Here is a 21,037-nt window from a genome sequence, read left to right on the forward strand (position 1 = left end):
CTCGGAAAGACGGGCAACTTAATTTAAATGGGGGGTTATATGAAATTTGAAGAATTACCAGAAAGTGTACAACTTATTGCAACGACTGCGTTGGCTGATATTTTAAAAAATAGTCATCCAACAAAAGAGTCTGCGATTGAATTTGCTAACTCAGTTAAGTCTGCTTTTATTGAATTGTATAACAAAAATAATATTAGCATTCAAGTTGGCGGTATTACCGAAAATTCAACGGAAAATATCGAAGATGTTCTGGCAAGCTTCCCATCTGATGAATTAAGTATATTTCATATTGTAAAAATTGTTAATGAAGTCAACCTAAAAATACGCAATGAATTAGCTCCATATAACAATGATAAAAACGATATAAATGCTACAGCAAGAACCATATTAAAAACAGCTCTTGCATCATTAGATAGCTAGCGTTTTCTAGCAAAGAAACTTGTACTTTTAGGTAGGTTGGCTTCTACTGCTTTTTGACACTCAGGAATTAATTCCAGCATTCTTTTAGTGAATTCATCTGGAGTTGATATCTCAGGATCTTTGCTGGTTAAAGATAGAGCCATATCATAAACAAATTGTTCAGCAGAAATACCAAGAAATATTTTTTTATCACTCATAATTCAGTTCCTTAAATACGTTGCGGTGACTGAATTATACACAGAATCCTTGCGTTGCGGAATGCAGGAACCTCAACCGCCTGATGAGGATAAATAATCAGGCAACAAATTTTAGACGTAAAAAAACCCACCGAAGTGGGTTCCTTTACCCCGAATTGCCGACCAAAGCTATCGGGAGTTCTACTAGCGCGACCAAACGCTAGAAGAGGCAAGACCAATGATAAATCACTGATCGCAGTTATTTTAAAGGAGTTGCTATGAAAGCACAACCTGAAAGCCTAACAGTCACACTCTATCTTCATGCTAAAAAACAGTTCGATGGCTCTTACCAATATAACGCCTACGCATTTAAAGCCGATCCCAATGCTGGACTAGGTTTTGTTATTGCTGAACACACTGTTGATGTTCCTTTTAAAGAGCCTACTCAAACTGATCTCATTCACGCTGAAATTGATTTTCTACGTAATGAACAAGAAAAAATCCTAGCTGATGCCCAAGTAAAAACAAGTTTGTTAGAAGATCAAATCCAAATGCTTCTCTGCTTGGAAGGCAAACCAATAGCTAAAGAAGATGAAGAAATTCCTTACTGATGGTGAACATTATGGATGCAATTAATCTAGCAATTGATGCTGTATTAGATGCTGAACTATCTGTTATTGAACATGAAAATAACAGTGAGATAGTTTCTGGCACTCAACATATTTCTATCATTGGAGGTAAGAGACGAGTTGAATATTACCCTTCAACAGGTACGGCTTACTCTAATCCCATTGATGGGAAATATAAGCGTGTAATTATCAAAAAAGCGGGCATTAAGCGAGCTATTAAACTAGCAAAATCAGGAAATTAAGAGGCAAGACCAATGAAAACTTTTATCTGTGTATTTGAGCCTACGACCGAGGCTCGTACAAACAACGGTGCTGTACCGCTGGCCATAGCGTTAAACACCGCTAATGCAAAACTGGCAACAGCGACTGCAGTAGTAAAATTATCTGAAGCATATCCAGAAGCTATGGATAACTTTAACACTGATGATCCGTTAATTAGCGAACACCTTGACGGCTCTGTTTGCCCTACTTTAGATATATTCGATGAAAAATTTGCTGTTGAAAATGAGTTTGATGGAACTCAATGGAAACCTATTGAATATAAAAATTTCAAAAAACTAGGAACGAAGCCCAGAATTGCGTGTTTACTTTTATTTGGAAAGACTCAAATAACTAACAATGAATTTTCAACTGCTCTGGAATATTTGGCAGGAAAAGAAGATCCCAAAATTCGTAATATCGCTACAGGCCTAGCTGAAATAACAAAACTTTCTTTGATGGATGCTGAGCAAACAATGGAAATAGCACAGGCTATCTATGAGTTTGCTAATGAAGATGTCACCGTTGAAGAAGCTAAATCATTAGGTGAAAGCTGGCTAACCGAAGAACCAGAACAACAACAAGAAGAAACATCTTCTATCAAACGTAACTATTCAACCATAGATACCGAAATTGCCTTAGCACTGTTAGATGACTTTGATCCTAATAATGTCCTCGCATCTCAAGTAAAAAAAGCCAAAGAACTGATAGATGACGATAATAAAGCATGGAAACGCTGGTCAATGGATTTACGTACAACAGCTGGCATCTTGGATATACCACGTGACAAGATTTTCTCGTTAATAGCTGAAAGTAAAAAACAACCTGAGTTATTAGATAATCCCAATGCGCGAAAAGAATTTATTGACCGTCATTTAGGTATTAACAAGCCTACTGGCAATGCTGAAAAAGAAGAAAGTATCACTTCTAACCAATTGGATAATACCCCTTCGGTATCTAGCAAAAGTACCGTTGAAAAGGAAACTAAGCCTAAACATTCACGTAAAAAGCAAGAAGTAGCCCCTAAAACAGAAAGTTCTCCGGTGGTTGAACAAACTGTAGAGCCTAAAGAACCCGAAACACCATCAGCACAACAAGATAATTTTGAGCAACGTGCCAGTGTTATTGATGAAGTTCTTAACGCGAGTGACGCTAATAACCTAAGTATTTGGAAACAAGTACAACGTACAGACCCGCGCTTTACTAAGCCATTAGAAGGCGTGGGATTTACGGGGACCAGTATAAACAGTACTTACATGTTTATGCGTGCAACTGAAATATTCGGTCCTATTGGTGAAGGTTGGGGATATGAAGTCCTTGAAGAAAAATTTATTGATGGAAAGCCTCTTTTAGAACCTGTCCTTGATGAGCGTAATAAACAAGTCGCAACCCGTTTTTTACGCGATGCTGATGGCTCGTTATTCTGCGAACAAAACCACTCAATTAAGATCCGTTTTTGGTACATCATCGAATGTGAAACCCGCGGTGAGTTTGAAAGTTATGGTGCGACACCATACCGCTATCAAACTAACTATGGCATTAAGGTTGACGGTGAAGCTATTAAAAAATCGCTGACTGATGCCATCAAAAAAGCCCTATCAATGCTTGGCTTTAGCTCTGATGTCTTTATGGGTATGCATGATAACCCTGAATATATAGTAAGCAATAAGCTTGAGTTTGAAATCAAAAATGCCAGTGAAAAAGCGGAAGATATCACACGTATTCGCAAAGAATTAGACGAGAAATTTACTAAACATACAGAAGTGATGCGTAGTGCTGTTACAGCAAATGAATTACGAGGTATTGCATCGACATTAACGCGCGAAATTTCTGCACATATTAAATCAGCTCAAGAACGTCGTGACGAAGATTACGAGAAGTATTTGTCCGGTCGTTTACGTCGATTAAACCAAATCGAAAAAGAGTGTTTAGACAAACTGAAACAGAAAGAAGAGGCAATCTAATGACCAATACTACCGCTATCGCACTGGCGACCAATTACGAAAAATTACAGCAACTCGTTGAAACAGGAGAATTCACTGCTGAAGATATCGCAGATACATTGGCAGGTATCGAGGGCGAGTTAGGTGATAAATTGGATGCAATTATGCACCACGTTCGCAATATCGAAGGTCAAGCTAAAACACTGGATGAAGAATCTAAACGTTTATCTGATCGTAAAAAATCATTCGAAAACCAAGCTAAAAACCTAAAGAAATATGCTCTTAACTGCTTATTGGCTTCAGGATTAGATAAATTAAAAACAACAAAAAATACATTCACTGCTAGAGCTGGTGTTGTTCGAGTCATTATCGACAATGAGGCTTTATTACCGGATGAGTTGGTTGATGTTCAAACCATCACCGCGCCTGATAAAAAAGGCATCAAAGAAGCGCTTGAAAACGGAATTGAAATACCTGGTGCTCACTTAGAAGTTGGTGACCGATCATTAATGGTTCGTTAATTCATAATAGCGCCCTTTATTGGGCGCATTATCAGGAGATAAACGTTATGGCCATGAAGTTAGAAGTTGTTATTACCCATGATGAAGCAACCAATAAATGCAGTATCGAATGGTCTACAGCATCAACAAAAAATGTCACAGAGCAAGAACAGCAAGCACTTTCATCAATGCAAAAAGCGTTATTGCTACAACTGGGGCACCCTATAAATACAGCTATTATTCATTAAGTGACATGTCACAAAGAGGCAAGACCAATGCTTAGACACTCTCAACAAAAAGACCAAGCCGTAAAGATCACATTACCTGATGGTACACATGGCTTTGTTTCAACAGATAGACGTTGCCATGTTTCATACGATTTTCCTGCACACGTCAAAATTGAACTTCAGCCTACTCCCGCGGAGCAACAAAGGAGTGAACAATAATGTATGGTTTATTCCTTTTGGTATGTAGTTCGGTAAATTGTCAGTTTGAGCCCTATGGCTACATTTATCCTGATGAACAAAATTGTTTAATTGATAAAGAGGTACTCGCGACCAAAGGAAAAATTGCAGAGTGCTATCCAGTAGAGGGAATTATTCGAGTAAAAAGTTGATTAAGCATAATCAGTTTTTACTTTTCGTTGTTATTAGCATGGTGGCTTATTCAAGACCAATGGGTGACCACCATGAAATTATTAACACCTTGGAAACCAGGGAACCAAGTATTAACAAGTTTTGATATTAAATTAGGTCGGTTAGCGTTCAGTGTAAGAAATAGACCATGCACTGACGCTGAAATCAAACACTCCTGTGATACAGCAGACCGACTTATTTTATTGATGATGAGGCAAGACCAAAATGAGCGGAAAACTGATGAAAGCTAGTGCGTGGGCTAAACGAGAATTTGAAGTAGGTTCTATTCCAGATAATAGAACCATAAAAAAATGGGTAGAAACAGGTTTATTAAAAGGCAAAATCGTTGATTGTTCTGTTTGGGTATATTCATCCGAACGTTGGGGTATCGAGTCCGTTATTTCTTCATGTGTCGATGAGTTAATAAGGGCTTCGTGATATGGCCAGTAGACCGAGAAGAAAGGAATTTAGGCATCTACCTGACTTTCTTTATTTTGATAAATCAGTTAAACAATATCGCCTTACATTAACTAATGGTTTAAGAAAATGCATTGGTGCAGATAAAGCAAAAGCTATCGCAATAGCCAGAGAATACAACAATATTATGCGACCAGAAAAATGCGTTTCTGTTAACTCATTAATTATTGACTCGGGAGGGCAATATGGAGAGGCACTCCCTCTCTCAGAACATTTAGATAAGTTATTTTTACGGATCACTAATGATGAGAAACCATCAGACAGTACACTTAGTAACTGGGTTAATGACTTAGAGAGAATTAAGATCTTTTTTAAAGATATCCCCGCAAATGAAATCTCACTGGAACATGTAAATGGCTATATTAATGAATATCATGCCGATGCTTCTGCTAATGTACAAAATCGTAAGGTAAGCTTTCTAAAGAAAATTTTTAGTTACGCAATGGATGAATCTCTTATGTTTGATAACCCAGCTGAACGTAAGAAAATGAAAAGAGTCGATGGGAAAAAACGTAGAAGATTATCTTATGATGATTTTCTTAAAATTAGAGCATCCGCAGAACCTTGGTTAAGAACAGCAATGGATCTGGCGTTACAGACGACACAAGCAAGGCTTGAAGTATCACGCATAAAATACAATATCAAAGCCCCCAAAGAAGGCATCTGTGGGTGTTTATGGTATGAAGAACCCTTAAATGGAATATACGGAATGATTTATATTCACAGGCAAAAAGTGCAACATAAAGAGGCATCTCATATTGCGATCCCCATAGGTAAAGCGCTTAAGGATATTATCGATAATAGCCGTGACAATGTGGCAAGCCCTTATATTGTGCATAGACTACCTGCTCGTATCCCAAATAAGGTGAGTAAAGAAGTGAATCATCCAACACAAGTTGCACCAGATTACCTTAGCCGTGCATTTTCAGCGTTGCGTGATCGAGTGGGCGTTGCCAGTCATTTGCCATTAGATGAAAGACCTACCTTTCATGAAATAAGAGCGTTGGCGGCCTTTATGTTTAAACAACGTGGTTTTGATCCACAAGCACGAATGGCTCACAGTGATGCAGAATCGACAAAAATTTATACTGAAAACCATGTACAATGGGTTGAAGTGCCACATTGTGAAATAGCATAATGTTGTATTGGCTCAGATATAGCCTGATACAACTGAACCAATTCTAACTTTACCCGCAGTTTATCAAAAACAAACATTGTGTGGCTCACTGTCGCTAGGCACGACTAAGCTATCCTCAGTACAATACTAGTTTGATTTTTATCGTGGGTTTTATGAATATATTTCCACATCAAATGGCCATGTAGTAATATATGGCCATTTAGATAAATAGAGAGAGAAAATACTCGCCATCAGTTTTTATTTTTTAAATGTTTTTCCAACATTTAATGATTTTGCTAAACCATAAAATATCTGATATTTCACCCCTGTTTTTACTTTTGGTGAAATATTTGCATAACTTCTTTCTCTAAAACACCAACGAATAAATTTGTTATTATCTTCTGTTGTTTCTATATAGCATATTACATTGAGATCAAAAAGAAATTGAAGAAAGTCGTTAGCCGTCGTCATAAATTTTGGCTTTATCGTCGAAGTAGAACTAATATGAGCTTCAAGTTCTCCATATGCTAAGAGATATTCGGAGTAATCGAAAGTATCTTTACCTGAGAGAAATCCAAAGAACTTTAAAAACATCTCATAATCATCATTACCATAATAAAAAGACAAATGGTCTTTTATTTCTCCAAGTAAATAGTTAGAGTAATCTCTTTGTACTCTAGGATTTTCAAAGTCACTTAGAGTAAAATTATTTTTTCTACTATTACCGTTACTGTGTGATTTTAGAATTTCAAGCATTCGTAATATATCTCTTGGACGGTAATAAGACCAACGAAGGAAATTAATAAATGATGTGGGATGGTTATAGCTATTATGAACATTTGGTGAATCCCAAGGGAAATAATGATCCCAAGATAGCCCCTTTTCACATTCTATTTCTTGCTGAGTTCCAAGCATGTGGTCAACCACCTCAAATAATTGAGAGTTACGGTGGTTAGTATATTCAGTTCTCCAGTCGAGAAAAACTGAATTATCTCGGATTTTTGCATTTTGATTTTGTAATCCTATAGACTCAAAAATATCTGGTCTGATTAAGAGAACAGCCTTCATTCGACCTTTTCCGCCCTTTATATTTGGGAAAAAATCATTATTAATTTCCCAGACGGCGTGAGCTAAGCCTTTGATACATTCTAGATAATCATCATACTGAATTGATGATGGGCGAATATCAATACCATCGATAAATAAGATATGGTTTTGGGATAAACGAATTTGGTTAAAAGCTTCTTCAAATTTTTTTTGTATGTAAAATAAATTTATTTGAAATCTACTTTCAGAAAAAGACAAAGATTCTTTTTCTTCACCTCTTAAAGCTGCATGCTTATGAAGTAATTCAGCTGCAATTTTTGATTCTTGAACAAAACTGAGAGCTTGAATTATTTCTGGTGAGAATGCTTTAAGATAATATTCATCTATTGCATTAGTAAGTGCTGAGAATTTTGTATAGTTTAGTAACTTGGAAATCGCCCCTTCTTTATCTAATACTTGTTTCGATATTAATAAATATAGTATAACCTTCCATATCCCTGAAAAATCAGACAAACTCAAGTGTTTTTCTGTTTTGAGAGTGATAAACTTTTGGTATTCTGTCTCTCTTATATATTTAGTAGTAGCTAAAGTATTATTAATATTATTATTTGAAAGATAGATAGAATATGCAGTTTTACCAGTACCTTTATCTCCAACAAGGAACGAAATATTCGGTTCACATAATTTTGACAAATGACTATCACGTATAAATACTTTATTAAGTAATTCTTTATTTTCTCTTCTCTTATAATTCTCAGCATCAGCATAACCAAGAATTAGATCTTTGATTGGTTTCATTATTACCTCTATTAAAGTATATAGAAAGATATAGCTATAATGTTAATACTACTTCATGAATATCATTAATAATCTTAACATAAAAAATGAGAAGCAAACATTCATATATGAAATGAATTACCCCTAGCTTCAATAGCTACTTTTCAAATTAGTCCGTCATTATCAACTTCACCTCTTCGCTCAAGCCAGACTATCTGTATTAGTTATACTCTTCCTACAAAACCTGTTAGCTCAAACCTGAGCTAACAGGAATAAACATAGTGGTAAAACTCCCCTTAACTCATTGATTCTTATAATGCATATTTTGTATATTTGGCACTGTATGTAATCACATGTAAATGCATTATTTATATTTATAATCAAAGTGTTAGGAAAATTAAAATCGGTTTCATGGGGTGTCAGGGGTCGTAGGTTCAAATCCTATCATGCCGACCATTTTTATTTAAGAAAACCAACCACTTACGGTTGGTTTTTTTATGTCTGGAATTTGCTTGGTGTAAAACTGGTGTAAAACCCACATCAGATTTACCTTGTTTAAGTTCCAATTTTCGCCCTATTCTTATGCTATAATTACTCTCCAATTCATTAATAGAGCTTATCAAATGAAAAATCTTGCTGAACTAACTCAAGAAGAAAAAGACAAGATTAATGTCGATTTAGCCGCTTCAGGTGTCGCATATAAAGAGCGACTCAATATGCCAGTTGTTGCGTCCGAAGTTGAACGGCAACAGCCAGCACATTTGCGCGAGTATTTTAATGAACGATTAGCGTTTTATCGTGAGAGAAGTAAGAAGTTACCGGATGGAAAATCGGTGCAGTATTTGAAGACAGAATAATTAATTATAGCAATGCATCATTTTCACCCAGCCCAAATTGAGACTTCATCTCCTCTTCTTTTTGTCTGCATTCTTCTTCCGCTTTCTGCGCTTCCTCCATCTCACGCATTCTCACGTTATAGATGGATTGCTCAGGCATCTGTACACGAACGGAAATAAAACGACCATCAGGGATATCTATTGGGTCGCCGTCTTTGTAACCATCAATATCATTACGGGCGAATTTAGGTGCGTTAGGGTGAGTTCGATGATACGTTCTCACGAGGATAGAACCGTCCTCCATAACTTCAGAGTCTACCCATATCAACGGCTGTTTATTAACATCAAGTGGAATTTCAATACCACCATCGACACCGCCCCAACCTGCATCTGAGTTAAAGCCTAAAACACCTTCGATGAAATATTCACCTTGAGCTACTCGAGTAACCGTAGCACCTTCTGATTCGTCGTTAGTGATGAATGAACCATCAGAATTGATATTAATTATTGGGGAGGCTTTCTTAATAAACCCTTGCGGAGCTATTGTGAATGAGTACCCGCCACTCATCCGCAAGTAACGGGTATCGTTTTATTTCATCCCTTAAAAAATTAAGGCATTCTTAACGTGACAATGAATGCTGTATATCCGGCTGCAGCATCTTCCTGAATATTTTCAATGGCCAACTGATTATTTTCTGATATTTTGTTCTCATTAAATAATTTAGTTTTGCCTGACCAAGATGCACTTCCATCTGGACGGAATCCAGGATTCAGCCAGTGACCACCATCGATACCTGAAATCCACAGATTACGCTTTGTTGCCTCCTGACACACTTCAATTGCAGCTTTTGGTGATAAGTACATGCAGGCGTTGCCTTTTAATTTAAAGAATTCTTCACCATTGTTATATAATACGTTGTAATCAAATAATTTTTTTTCCATCATTGTTTCTCCCATTGAATTCGTGAGTCATCAATCCATCTAGGATCATTTTTATTACTAATCTGTGCTACTTCTCCGGTGCGATCATTCACCACCACATATTTTCCTGGCTCACCATACACTGTGGCTGGATCATTACGACCTAAACCATCATCCGTATTTTTAGGTCTACGCTGATCAACAGATTTTCCTTTAGCACCTTTAGCAATAACATCTTGGATATCTTTTTCACTCCAACCACGTCCTCCCATCTGGTCTTGAATTTTTCCTTCAATTTTAATTTCCGAAGAATTGTCTTTTTTCCCTGTCGACAAATAGATCGGTTTTATCCCTAATTCCCACGGAAAAATCAAAATCACGGGCTCTCGCAATATCGACTGTCTTTTTTCATTTTCGCTGAAAAAAGTAGGTGCTTCTAACGGCAATTCATTAAATCTTGAAATATCATACACCTTACCAGGTAGATACCTATGCCTTTTCGGTTGAGGTGGGGCGATACCTTTTAAAATCGTCGCATTGCCTATTTGAACCTTTCTTTCTTGTTTTTCATTTGGTAACGTATAGGCAAAAACACCTTTCTCGGCCGTTTTTCTCGCTTCTACCACGCGTGTTTTAACTGGGGTCTCCGTTTTCACTAGTTCAATTTGCTTTGCTCCGTTCACCCCCTTTTCAACAATAACGGCAGACGTATTTATCATGCCTTTTTGTTTCGCTATTTCTCTTAACTGAGTTTCTTTCGGAATATTTAATACCCTACCTTCCCTCGTTAATGCGGTTTCTCTATTTTTAGGGTATTCATCATAAATCATGGCTGGGTAGCGATCACTGCCTTCACCCACCGGAGGTGAGTACAACATCAGCCCTGCCCCTAAACCCAGTGCCCGACCTAAAATCGCTCCTAACGTTTCTATTGCTGTTGTTGTACTAGCAGTGGTTAACGTAGGCGTAAAAACAGCAACAGGCGCGAGTGTCGCTTTATTAAGCGTTTTTCCTGGAATAAGCGTCGATTGTGCGGAGGTGATAGCCAAATTTAACTCTGAGGGGATTGGTTTATTGATATAATTACCCTGAGTGAAATGTGTAATCGAATCAAAAGTATCAATCGCTTTCTTTAATGCAAATCTCTGCATGCCAATAAATTGAGCATAACGTTGCATAAAGATTTTATGCGCTTTAGCGTACTCCCCTGAATGATAGAGATCCATCATCTCTTTGCAATGCTTATCTTTAGTCAAAAATTGGCAGTCCATTTTGCCACAGACAGGACAAATATTTCTTTTCATCAAATCCAATGACTTGATAATGGGTAGCCTTTTTTCATCCATAAAAATTTCCTTATTCATTTATCTGGATAAAGATAGAGTATATTAAATGCTCGACAAGCTAAGTATGATTTACACTGTGTATAAAAACAGTGCATGTAGCGTAAATACCCTCAGGCAACCCATTTATTTAGGCCGCATTAGGAATGATTATTATTATCATTTAATTTTCCCTTGAGCAAAATAAATATAATCAACCCATTATCAATTTTGGTATCTTATTGGGTCCTAATTTTCTTCTTCTTCTTTTTGTCTGCGTTCTTCTTCCTAATCAACGGATACAATATTGTTCGTCGGAATATCAGGAAATTCATAAAAAACATAATATTCAATGTTCTATGAGAGATAGTTATGACTGTTATCAAAATACATTAGCAGAGTGAGTCAATAGGATATTAAAAATAGAATACTAGTTAATAAAGCCGAGAAATTTAGAACAAGATCAGAGATTGGTTGACGAATCAATACAGATATAGTCATTACTAGCTATCAAACCGTGGAGCTAATACCTCTCGATTGCCATTACAATTTTGTTCACTAACGATACCCTGTAATTCTAACTGCTCTATAATCCTTGCTGCTCTGTTATAACCGATTCGAAATTGTCTCTGAATACCTGAAATAGAAACCCACTGTTTTCCTACCGTAAATTCAACTACTTGAGCAAATAATGGGTCAAGCTCTTCAGCTGACATATTTGTATTCTGGACATCATCATAAAGATTAAGATAACTCACGCTTCCCCATCGTTTACAATAATCGACCGCATCCCTAATATCTGAATCACTCACATAAGCACCTTGAATTCTTATAGGCCCAGAGAAACTCGGTGATACAAATAACATGTCACCCAAACCAAATAGTGACTCAGCGCCATACTGTCCAAGAATTAAATTAGAATCAGCCCTAGACGATACAGAAAGAGCAATACGTGTAGCGATATTAATTCGAAGCTGTGAACCGATACTGGTGGATACAGGGCTACGAGTCGTTAGTATTAGATGAATGCCAACCGCATAACCTTGCTGACTCAATAGAACTAACATTTCTCCTATTTGTTTATACTCGCCAATGAGTTGAACATAATCATCAACACAAACAACAATTTCAGGCTCACTGTCTAAATAAGGATGCTCACTATAATTTTTATTAGGGCACCAGAAAGGATCAGGTATAGGCTTACCTAACTCTTTTGCATTTGATATTATCTTATTGTAACCACTCAAATTGCGCTGATTTAACGCACTAAATAATTTTTGACGGCGTTGCAATTCAGAGACTAAAAACGATAATGGCTTTATTGATTCAATAGAATCAGAGGCAACAGGAAACAATAAGGGGGGTATATCGTTGTATAAACTGAGTTCAAGCTGGCTTGTATCAAACATCACAAAGCGAACTTTATCCGGCGAGTTTCTGTATAAAATGCTCATTACCAAGGAATGCATTAACATGGACTTGCCTGAGCGCGTTACACCTGCAATAAGTAAATGTGGCATTTGAGCCAAATCCCAGCCTATTGGTTCTCCTATAATATCTTCACCTAACATGACAGAAAGGGTAGATAACCCATTGATTCCGCTCCATAGATTAAAGCATTCAACAAAAGACACCGCTCGACGATATGTGTTAGTGACTCGTAATCCGATATAAGGTGTACCCGCAATAAAATCAATAACTTTTATATCAACGACGCTCAGGGAACGACACAATTCTGGCACTAACGCTATCACTTGAGAGACTTTTATCCCTCTACCCAATTCGATTCTAAAGAGTGTAAATGTTGCGCCTTCATCATAACTGACAACCTCACCTCTTATTTGATATTGCAAAAAGCAAGACTCAATCGCTTGGGCCATTATGTCTAGTTCTTGAGGTGACCAGCAAAACTCAGAGGTATGAATAAACGGTTGTGCCATCAATTCCTCCCATCTAGGTGTGTTAATTCAGTAAATTAGAGTCACCTTCGATATTTCAGCGATTACCAATCACCCCAATTGATATTTCTTAAAGTTCTCGGCTTGTTCCAGCACACTTTTATATACTTCATCATTGGCCACTGGCGGAAAACCATAACGATGTAATAACAAAATCAAGTCAACTTTCAGCTTCGCTTTAATATCTTCCCGGTTGCTCCAGTCAGGGTATTGTGTGCTGTCATCGACAATAAGTTTCATGTCCTTAGCAAGTGCCAGCATTTTGTCGTCATCGTAGGTGAAATCGTATTTCTGGCACATATGCTGCAAAATATCGAGGAAGGCTTTCTCCTCCATATCAATGCCGATATCCTCAAACGACATCATTTCTGCCTTGATGTCATAAATCATATCCGCCATTTGTGCAGTGAAATCGTCGAACTCTTCGCCATTGAGCACATCATTTTCTTTGCGTTGGTTATACTGCTCAACCAATGCTTGGAATCGCTTGGAGAAATTAATCCCTTGCAGCTGATTGACCTTTTGGAAATCACTAATGGCCTTTTGAAGCATCTTTTGCAACAGTTGCATTTTGGTATTCGGCAACTTGATTTTATTGATACGAGCCATGTATTCATCATCAAAAATATCGATATTTTCAGCTTTTTCATCCCCTAAAGTGAAGATCTCTTCCACGCCTTCGGCTTTAAGGGCTTCCGCTATCATCTCACGTACTTTTTGATTCATCTGCGCCGTATCTGGGGCATCACCTTTGGTTAATTTATAGACTATAGAGCGTACAGCCAAATAAAAATGGATATGTTCACGTTCATCTTGGGTGATATCTTCACTGCCCACGCAAATATCATAAGCGGCTTTCAACCGCTTTACTAAGCCCATAAAGCGCAGTTCAACTTTCTTGGTTTGCAGGACAAACTCAGCCGCCCGATTAAGGCAGTCTAATTGCCGTGTTGGCGAGCCTGAAAAGTAATCGCGACTATCGAATTGATGAAATACCTGTGAAAGCAAATTGAGGTGATTACGGACTTCTACAATGGATTGCTGAACATCTTCAAAGTTAGATTTATCGGCTTTAGAATACATCGCCAGCGCCATATTCATACGGCTTTTAATCCCGATATAGTCAACAACCAGCCCCTTCTCTTTCCCCTCAAAACGACGATTCACTCGAGAAATGGTTTGAATAAGGTTATGCTTTTGTAGCGGCTTGTCGATATAGATGGTATCTAGCTCAGGCACATCAAAGCCCGTCAGCCACATATCCACCACAATGGCGATTTTAAAGTTGGATTTCGGGTTCTTAAACTGTTTATCTAACTCTCTGCGGTAGTCTTTTGTTCCCAGTAAGTTGTACATCGCCTCATGATCATCTTTCCCACGAGTCATCACCATATTGACCATTGGTAAAGGCATTAACTCGCTTTTCTCTTGTTCGGTGAGTTCCACACCGTCAATTGCCTGTTTCGCTTCAAACCACTCTGGCCGTTGTAATTTTAGGCTCTGATAAAACGCATAAGCAATATCACGGCTAGCACAAACCACCATCGCTTTCCCTTTGATGGTAGAACCTTCTTCTACTCGTTTTTCATAATGTTGCGCAAAATCTTTCGCTAACGTATCAATACGATCAGGATCACCCAAAATAGAGTTCATGTTCGCCATGGCTTTTTTGCTTTCTTCTATCTGATATTCGCTAGTGCCTTGGGCTTCACATTCTTGATAATAACGTTCGATCTCATCCAGTTTGCTGTTATCAAGGGCAATTTTAGCCGCACGCCCTTCGTACACAATGCGCACGGTGATTTCATCATTCACCGATTCAGTCATGGTGTAGCTATCGATAGTTTCCCCGAAGACATCTAGGGTGGCGTCAATAGGCGTTCCGGTAAAACCGACGTAAGTAGCATTCGGCAGTGAATCATGTAGATATTTAGCAAAGCCGTAGGTCTTTTTAACCGTACCGTCTTCTTGGTTGATGATAATTTTTTGGTCGAGATTGATTTGGCTACGGTGAGCTTCATCTGAAATACAGATAATATTACTGCGCTCAGAAAGCAGTTGGATATCTTCAGTAAATTTATGAATGGTGGTGAGGAATACCCCGCCACTAGCACGCCCTGCTAGCTTATCACGTAAATCTTGGCGACTGGTGACGGGCACAATAATTTCATCGCCAATAAAGGCTTTTGCATTGCAAAACTGTTTTGCCAACTGTTCATCAAGATCGGTACGATCAGTGATTAAAATAATCGTTGGGCTGGCAAAATCGACGCTTTTCATCAATAGACGCGCTAAAAACTGCATGGTGTAGCTTTTACCACACCCTGTGGCGCCAAAGTAGGTGCCCCCTTTACCACTACCACCGATATTTTCACCATCCGCAGTGATCTGTTTACGCTCTTTCTCAATGTTGTAATAGAGCTTACGAGCCGCGTAATACTGTGGGTAGCGGCAGCACACTTTCACTTCATGCTTACTAGTATCTGGGAAGAAAACAAAGTTTTTTAGTACGTCCAATAAACGAGCAGGATGGAATAACCCTTCAATTAAGGTGTACAGGCCGTTGATGCCCTGCTTTTCCGTTGATTCGTTGCCGTTAATTTTACGCCATGCGTAGTAGAATTCATAAGGAGCAAACAGGTTACCCATTTTATTATTCACGCCATCGCTGAGAATACACAAGGCGTTATAGACAAATAACTTGGGAATATCGCGACGATAACGCACACAAAGCTGTGTCCATGCATCAAATAGCGTTGCCTCTTCCTCACGCACTGCCGATTTGAATTCAAAGACCACCAGCGGTAGCCCATTGACGTATAAAATCGCATCAGGGATGCGCAGTTGCACCCCGCCGTCTCGCGCCTGACCTTCTATTTCTAACTGATTAACTAGCCGATAGCGATTATTATCTGCTACGGATAGCTCGACTTCCCCTGCAAATAATTTTACTAATTGGTCGGGCAAGGTTTGAGTATCGATAAGTTCGATATATAGGTCTTTTTGGTTGCGATCTTCACGCTTGAGTAAAAAGCCGTTACTGAGCCAATGGCAGAAGGTTTTGTTGCTTTGGTAGAGATCACTCGCAGGGAGAGATTGCAACTGCTGTACAATCCTGGTGATCTCACCGTCGGTGATGCCATCTGCTTGATACTGTTTAGCAAGATACTGGCGCAAATCATCCACTATCAATACTTCACTGTTGTTTTTGCGCGGGATAGTAATGCCAAGATAATGCGGATAGCAGATTTGCCCAGCATTATTTGCATGTTGTCCTAACAGTTCTATTATCGCCTGTTCCAATTTGGCTTCAGTGAAGATATGGCTCATATCAGTGGCTTCTTTTTGTTTTTAGCGAATTCGTTCTTATACTCTAAATCATTCGAGTTGCCGCTAGGCGGCAAGGGAAATAATCCCGATGAGCTTACTGGAGTAAGTGATTCGGGTTATTGAGCGTAGCCAACAACGCTGCAACTTGAAGAATAACGAGTATATCGAGTTGTTTTAATTAAGATAGTTTAATTGATTCGATAACAAAAACCGCCTCACAATAAGAAAAATGTGAAGCGGTCGAATAAATTAGATTAAAGTTTCTTCTGGGATATCTATTTTTATATTACTCAAAGACAACTCGCCGGAGATAAGTTTTGGGAGGAGTGTGTCTCGGAGATGGCCTAATGCATGATTTTCATTATTCCGAATACTTGATGACGTATAAAAACCATTCACATTTTTAGAAAATAGCTTTCTCAACTTTAATGGAGGCACTACAAGCTCCAACCCTAGAATAGCTTTTTTATCGCCTCTTGGCATTTTAGAACCTTTCGAAGTCGCCATCATGAAATCAAAAAATGAATCTTGATACATTAAATTAAATAAATATTCTTCGGTTCCTTGATCTTTAACTTCAAATCCAAGAACATCATTAGAGTAGCCACCATCACCTTTAGCTAACCATATCTTTTTAAAATAAGGACGAATATTTGAAATTAGAATAGTGCCAGATGTATATGCTGGCACACTATTTACCGTTGGAAGCGCTGTTGCCTTCTGAATACCTTTTCTATCAACCAGCATATTTTCCGTTGATATGTAATTAGTAAGTGTCAACTCTGAAGTGTTAATGCGTTTGGTTCTATAATGAGCTACATCCGAAATACATCCGTTATTCCAACCCTTCGGCACCCACCCCCCAAGCCCTAATGCAGGCTCAGTACATTCTTCAAAAGCATTAGGAAATAACCGCCGAATATCCTCTGATAACGGTTTAAAATTATCACTTTCACGCACTGCTTTGCGCACTTCAACCCGACGCAGTAATTCATCAGAGAAAGCTAAATCCTGTTCAAAAAAACCCGCATCTAGTGCGTTATCAACCACAGGATCAAAATCCACAAACCATGATTTAAATAGCGTTTGCGCCATTTGTTCTAGAGTTTGGTTGATTTGGCGGTTGAGGGTAATTTTTTTATCAAAATGGTTAAGAAAGTTGGCAATTCTATGCTGTTCTTCAACATGAGGTACTTTAAACTTCAATCGTTCAAAAGTCTGGAGATTAATATTATCTTGAACAGAGCCAGTTGCTTGCCGCTGAATATCTTTCCTTAACTTTCTAAATACATACTCAATATAGTAGACATCTGCTTTATTTTTATCAGCAATAAAACCAATAACACTATCAGGAAAACATGCGGGATACTGTAGAACTCCCGTCTCTGCTATGTTCGCTGCGATTGTTATACACATTGTACCTGCTGGCCAAAGACGGCTTTGAGCCAAACCAGCCTCAGAGTATGTCTGCTCATGAGAAGAAATACGACCTTCAGAAGCTTTTATATCTCCTGTCTGGATAAAAGGATATTCTCCCCCATATAGGTGTTCAGCATATCTAGGTCGATGTCTTGAACGACCTCGTGCAACCTCACCTAAATCAGATAGTTTTACTTCCCGCCAGCTATTACTCCCCATAACCCAACACCTCCATATTTTTACGGATAGCCTTATCCAACTCTGCCGCTTCATTCATCTGGCGATAAAGGGTTTGGGTCAGTTCCTGCATCTTGGTTTCAAATGCCACACCATCATCTTTAACCTCCGCAGCGCCCACATAACGCCCGGGTGTTAATACAAAATCATTGGCCTTGATATCATCAAGGGTAGCAACTTTGCAAAAGCCTGCCTTATCTTGATACTGCTTAATACCGATTTCTTTGGCAGTAATGCGACGTTTCAATTCGCTTTCGCTACTGCGCCACGCATGGAAAGTATCGGCAATAGTGGCGATATCTTGCGCGGTAAGCTCTTTTTGGGTACGGCTTATCATAGTGCCGAGGTGACGGGCATCGATAAACAAGGTTTCCCCTTGGCGATCACGATAACCATATTTGGCGCTGGCTTGTTTACTTTTACTGATAAACCATAAGCAAACAGGGATTTGCGTGGTAAAAAAGAGCTGACCGGGTAGTGCAATCATGCACTCAATACGATCATCTTCGATGAGTTTTTGGCGAATTTCACCCTCACCGCTGGTATTAGAACTCATCGAACCGTTGGCTAACACAAACCCCGCAACACCATCTTCACTCAGCTTAGACAGCATATGCAAGATCCACGCATAGTTAGCATTCCCTGTTGGTGGCGTGCGAAAGCCAGCAAAACGCGGATCATTGGTCAGTTCGGCTTCATTGCGCCAATCTTTTAAGTTAAACGGCGGATTCGCCATAATAAAATCGGCTTTTAGATCAGGGTGCTGGTCGGCAAAAAAGGTATCCGCAGGGCGCTCCCCTAAATTGCCTGTTAGCCCCCTTACCGCCAAGTTCATTTTCGCCAGTTTATAGGTGGTGCTGGTGAGCTCCTGCCCATAAATCGCAATATCTTTGCTTTTCCCTTGGTGGCTTTCGACAAACTTTAGTGACTGCACAAACATCCCACCCGAGCCACAGCACGGGTCATATACTTTGCCTTGATAAGGTTCGAGCATTTCAGCAAGTAATGTAACTACCGATTTTGGCGTATAGAACTCGCCCCCACCTTTACCTTCGCTGGCGGCAAAACGCCCTAAGAAATATTCATAAACGCGACCAACTAGATCTTCTTCCCCTACCCCACATTCCGTGGCGAGGGTATTGATGTTTTCAATGCTGTCGATAAGTGAAGCGAGCTTTTTCGGCTCTAGCCCTTGGCGGGAAAAATAGTTATCTGGTAATGCACCCGTCAATGATGCGTTACTTTTTTCGATGGTGGATAATGCAGTGTCAATAATCACCGCGATATCGTCTTGTTTCGCACGCTCTTGGACGTAAGACCAACGGGATACTTGTGGCAAAAAGAAAACGTTATCTTGTTGATAGAAAACATCCATATCAACAAAAGCTTCCTGACCATTTTTGATTAATTGGCTGCGTTTGGCTTCGAATTTATCACTGATAAATTTCAGGAACACCAAACTGAGTACCACATGCTTATACTCAGAAGATTCAACACTGCCACGCAGTTGATTAGCAGTATCCCAAAGGGTTTCTTCAAAGCCTTTGGTTGTTTTCTTCGCGGGTGATTTAGCCATGTCGATAGATTCTCTTTTTTATCAGTTATTATCGGCAAGCGCTAAGTTAGCGTCGGTTATTTTTACGCTAACTGCCGATAATATATACAAAATAGGTTTGGTTAAGATTATCTCATAAAATCAGGTTGGTTTGGGTGGTAAAAGCTAAATTATATCAACCTAGATACCCCATATTTATTGCTGAGCGTTAGGAGGGTAAAACTGATAATCAACAATATCTGCACCAATAGGCTCTGTTTTTGCTGTAACCCATACGGTTCCCGTATTTTCCTTGGTTTTCGATTTTGGATCTCTAATACACCAAAAAACCCATTCCCCTGTATAAATCTCTTTTATCCGTATACCATATTCACATTGAGGGGCTTTAAGACGTTCAGGCCCTGGCGAGACGATATGATATTGTGTTTGGTAGTGAATTGTTTGGTCTAATGATAAATAAGCAAGCACATTAAAAGTTGGAATAATTATCATAAGGCCAAGAAAAGCCCCCCAATAATAATCACTGATAACATACTTTGATGGGCGAAAAAAAGGGTGCCATATTCCCCCAATAATCCCTGTGAAAATAGCAAAAATAATAATAATCGTCCATTTAGGAAACCATTCAAATAATACAATGTTATCGCCTAAATAAAGCGACAAAAATAGATAAGCTAACCAAGAGCAGTACAGGATAACAAAGATGTAAGAAGGTAATGATTTTTTCTTGCTGCCTTTACTATATGATTTGAATTGGTATTCCATAAAAACCTTAATTTATTTCCCTAAATTAATTATTTATAGTTCAAACTATCGACCTATTTATTGCCATAACCTTTCGTGAAAACAATAAGAACTATTATTTCAAACTCTAAAATGGCATCGATTTACTGATTAATTACATAACCAATACTGGAAAGTTTGGTTTATCAATGTCAGATAAAGTAAAAAGTGTGTTGCTGAACGCTAAAAACTATAATAAATCAGATGAAGAAATTCTACATCTACTTGTTCGAGAACTACAGTATGTTGGCGGTAGAACATTAGCGAATACGATCCCTCGTAACGGTATTAAATACGCCGAAATTGTAGATGATGTAGCCAAAAAATTTAAGATTAAATGCCCCAAATGGTTATATATTTATATCTATTTAGCTAAATCTTTTAATGCAAACAGACCTTGTTCTGCTACTATAGCTGTTTTATCGGATGCCAGCAATTATCCTAGTTTAAACGCATCATCCCCAATATTTTCTAACTGCTTGGCTAGTAATCTAGAACTGGCTAAGGTGTCGGTGGCTAGGGAAAGATAATAATTTTTAGACATCTATCGAAACCATTGGATAATTGGACTCGACTAACTCCCCCAGCAATTGGAGTGAAGCGTTTTAATGCGTTTATTATCTTATCGTTTTTATATTGAAACACAAAACACTCTAAATAAGAGTATCACATTATAAATTTCAACCATTAAATATAA

Annotated in this window: 21 protein-coding genes; 11 read left to right on the forward strand and 10 right to left on the reverse strand. The window is 38.5% G+C overall.

Annotated elements, in window-relative coordinates:
- Positions 1 to 39 precede the first annotated feature (39 nt).
- Positions 40 to 420: a hypothetical protein gene (locus AACU95_RS07835; protein ID WP_108716874.1), complete on the forward strand. Its 381-nt coding sequence runs from the start codon at positions 40 to 42 to the stop codon at positions 418 to 420.
- On the opposite strand, the gene AACU95_RS07840 is transcribed toward AACU95_RS07835, so the two are convergent.
- Positions 417 to 617, reverse strand: coding sequence for a hypothetical protein (locus AACU95_RS07840; RefSeq protein ID WP_060556278.1), 201 nt, complete (start codon positions 615 to 617; stop codon positions 417 to 419). The two genes, AACU95_RS07835 and AACU95_RS07840, sit on opposite strands and share 4 nt — an antisense overlap.
- Before the next feature lie 257 nt (positions 618 to 874).
- Between AACU95_RS07840 and AACU95_RS07845 the strand changes: the two genes are divergently transcribed.
- The 8 genes from AACU95_RS07845 to AACU95_RS07880 all read left to right on the forward strand — a co-directional run bounded on the left by AACU95_RS07845 (position 875) and on the right by AACU95_RS07880 (position 6,176).
- A complete protein-coding gene (locus tag AACU95_RS07845; RefSeq protein WP_161737220.1) occupies positions 875 to 1,207 on the forward strand; it encodes a hypothetical protein in 333 nt (110 codons plus the stop codon).
- An 11-nt stretch (positions 1,208 to 1,218) separates the two neighbouring features.
- Complete coding sequence (locus AACU95_RS07850; protein ID WP_023843544.1) at positions 1,219 to 1,467, forward strand: hypothetical protein; 249 nt, start codon at positions 1,219 to 1,221, stop codon at positions 1,465 to 1,467.
- A gap of 12 nt (positions 1,468 to 1,479) precedes the next feature.
- Positions 1,480 to 3,447: a hypothetical protein gene (locus AACU95_RS07855; protein WP_161737221.1), complete on the forward strand. Its 1,968-nt coding sequence runs from the start codon at positions 1,480 to 1,482 to the stop codon at positions 3,445 to 3,447.
- Entirely contained in the window at positions 3,447 to 3,947 is a 501-nt protein-coding gene (locus tag AACU95_RS07860; protein ID WP_020945462.1) for a siphovirus Gp157 family protein, read from the forward strand. The genes AACU95_RS07855 and AACU95_RS07860 overlap by 1 nt, the downstream gene beginning before the upstream one ends.
- A 47-nt stretch (positions 3,948 to 3,994) precedes the next feature.
- Entirely contained in the window at positions 3,995 to 4,174 is a 180-nt protein-coding gene (locus tag AACU95_RS07865) for a hypothetical protein (protein ID WP_004250516.1), read from the forward strand.
- 27 nt (positions 4,175 to 4,201) lie between these two features.
- Positions 4,202 to 4,372 (forward strand): hypothetical protein, encoded by a 171-nt coding sequence (locus tag AACU95_RS07870; protein ID WP_020945461.1) that lies wholly within the window; start codon positions 4,202 to 4,204, stop codon positions 4,370 to 4,372.
- 414 nt (positions 4,373 to 4,786) lie between these two features.
- Entirely contained in the window at positions 4,787 to 4,999 is a 213-nt protein-coding gene (locus AACU95_RS07875) for a hypothetical protein (protein ID WP_020945460.1), read from the forward strand.
- Between the two features lies 1 nt (position 5,000).
- Positions 5,001 to 6,176 carry a tyrosine-type recombinase/integrase gene (locus AACU95_RS07880; RefSeq protein WP_161737222.1) on the forward strand — a complete coding sequence of 392 codons (1,176 nt, stop codon included), beginning with the start codon at positions 5,001 to 5,003 and terminating at the stop codon, positions 6,174 to 6,176.
- 237 nt (positions 6,177 to 6,413) lie between these two features.
- Here AACU95_RS07880 and AACU95_RS07885 read toward each other — a convergent pair whose 3' ends face one another.
- Complete coding sequence (locus AACU95_RS07885; RefSeq protein ID WP_060557150.1) at positions 6,414 to 8,000, reverse strand: P-loop ATPase, Sll1717 family; 1,587 nt, start codon at positions 7,998 to 8,000, stop codon at positions 6,414 to 6,416.
- Between the two features lie 602 nt (positions 8,001 to 8,602).
- Here AACU95_RS07885 and AACU95_RS07890 point away from each other — a divergent pair.
- On the forward strand, positions 8,603 to 8,836 hold the full coding sequence (locus AACU95_RS07890) for a DNA polymerase III subunit theta (RefSeq protein ID WP_141192340.1): 234 nt from the start codon (positions 8,603 to 8,605) through the stop codon (positions 8,834 to 8,836).
- A gap of 4 nt (positions 8,837 to 8,840) precedes the next feature.
- Here AACU95_RS07890 and AACU95_RS07895 read toward each other — a convergent pair whose 3' ends face one another.
- From AACU95_RS07895 to AACU95_RS07930, 8 genes are all read right to left on the reverse strand, one after another.
- The gene (locus tag AACU95_RS07895) at positions 8,841 to 9,383 is read right to left on the reverse strand and encodes a phage tail fiber protein (RefSeq protein WP_141192339.1); all 543 of its coding nucleotides are present in this window, start codon (positions 9,381 to 9,383) and stop codon (positions 8,841 to 8,843) included.
- 41 nt (positions 9,384 to 9,424) lie between these two features.
- A complete protein-coding gene (locus AACU95_RS07900) occupies positions 9,425 to 9,760 on the reverse strand; it encodes a colicin transporter (RefSeq protein ID WP_012368149.1) in 336 nt (111 codons plus the stop codon).
- Entirely contained in the window at positions 9,757 to 11,082 is a 1,326-nt protein-coding gene (locus AACU95_RS07905) for a colicin E5-related ribonuclease (protein WP_012368150.1), read from the reverse strand. The genes AACU95_RS07900 and AACU95_RS07905 overlap by 4 nt, the downstream gene beginning before the upstream one ends.
- A 479-nt stretch (positions 11,083 to 11,561) precedes the next feature.
- Positions 11,562 to 12,998 (reverse strand): DNA translocase FtsK, encoded by a 1,437-nt coding sequence (locus tag AACU95_RS07910; RefSeq protein WP_141192338.1) that lies wholly within the window; start codon positions 12,996 to 12,998, stop codon positions 11,562 to 11,564.
- Between the two features lie 69 nt (positions 12,999 to 13,067).
- Positions 13,068 to 16,346, reverse strand: coding sequence for a type I restriction endonuclease subunit R (locus AACU95_RS07915; protein ID WP_161737223.1), 3,279 nt, complete (start codon positions 16,344 to 16,346; stop codon positions 13,068 to 13,070).
- A 249-nt stretch (positions 16,347 to 16,595) separates the two neighbouring features.
- A complete protein-coding gene (locus tag AACU95_RS07920; protein ID WP_053089305.1) occupies positions 16,596 to 17,984 on the reverse strand; it encodes a restriction endonuclease subunit S in 1,389 nt (462 codons plus the stop codon).
- Complete coding sequence (locus tag AACU95_RS07925; RefSeq protein ID WP_115286881.1) at positions 17,974 to 19,578, reverse strand: type I restriction-modification system subunit M; 1,605 nt, start codon at positions 19,576 to 19,578, stop codon at positions 17,974 to 17,976. Before AACU95_RS07925 ends, AACU95_RS07920 begins: the two co-directional genes overlap by 11 nt.
- A 174-nt stretch (positions 19,579 to 19,752) precedes the next feature.
- A complete protein-coding gene (locus tag AACU95_RS07930) occupies positions 19,753 to 20,322 on the reverse strand; it encodes a hypothetical protein (RefSeq protein ID WP_141192287.1) in 570 nt (189 codons plus the stop codon).
- Positions 20,323 to 20,489: 167 nt separating this feature from the next.
- Here AACU95_RS07930 and AACU95_RS07935 point away from each other — a divergent pair, with 167 nt between their 5' ends.
- Entirely contained in the window at positions 20,490 to 20,870 is a 381-nt protein-coding gene (locus AACU95_RS07935) for a hypothetical protein (protein ID WP_036970905.1), read from the forward strand.
- The last annotated feature ends 167 nt before the right edge of the window (positions 20,871 to 21,037 follow it).

The sequence above is a fragment of the Proteus sp. G4415 genome (assembly GCF_963896075.1).
Classification (GTDB): Bacteria; Pseudomonadota; Gammaproteobacteria; order Enterobacterales; family Enterobacteriaceae; genus Proteus; species Proteus mirabilis.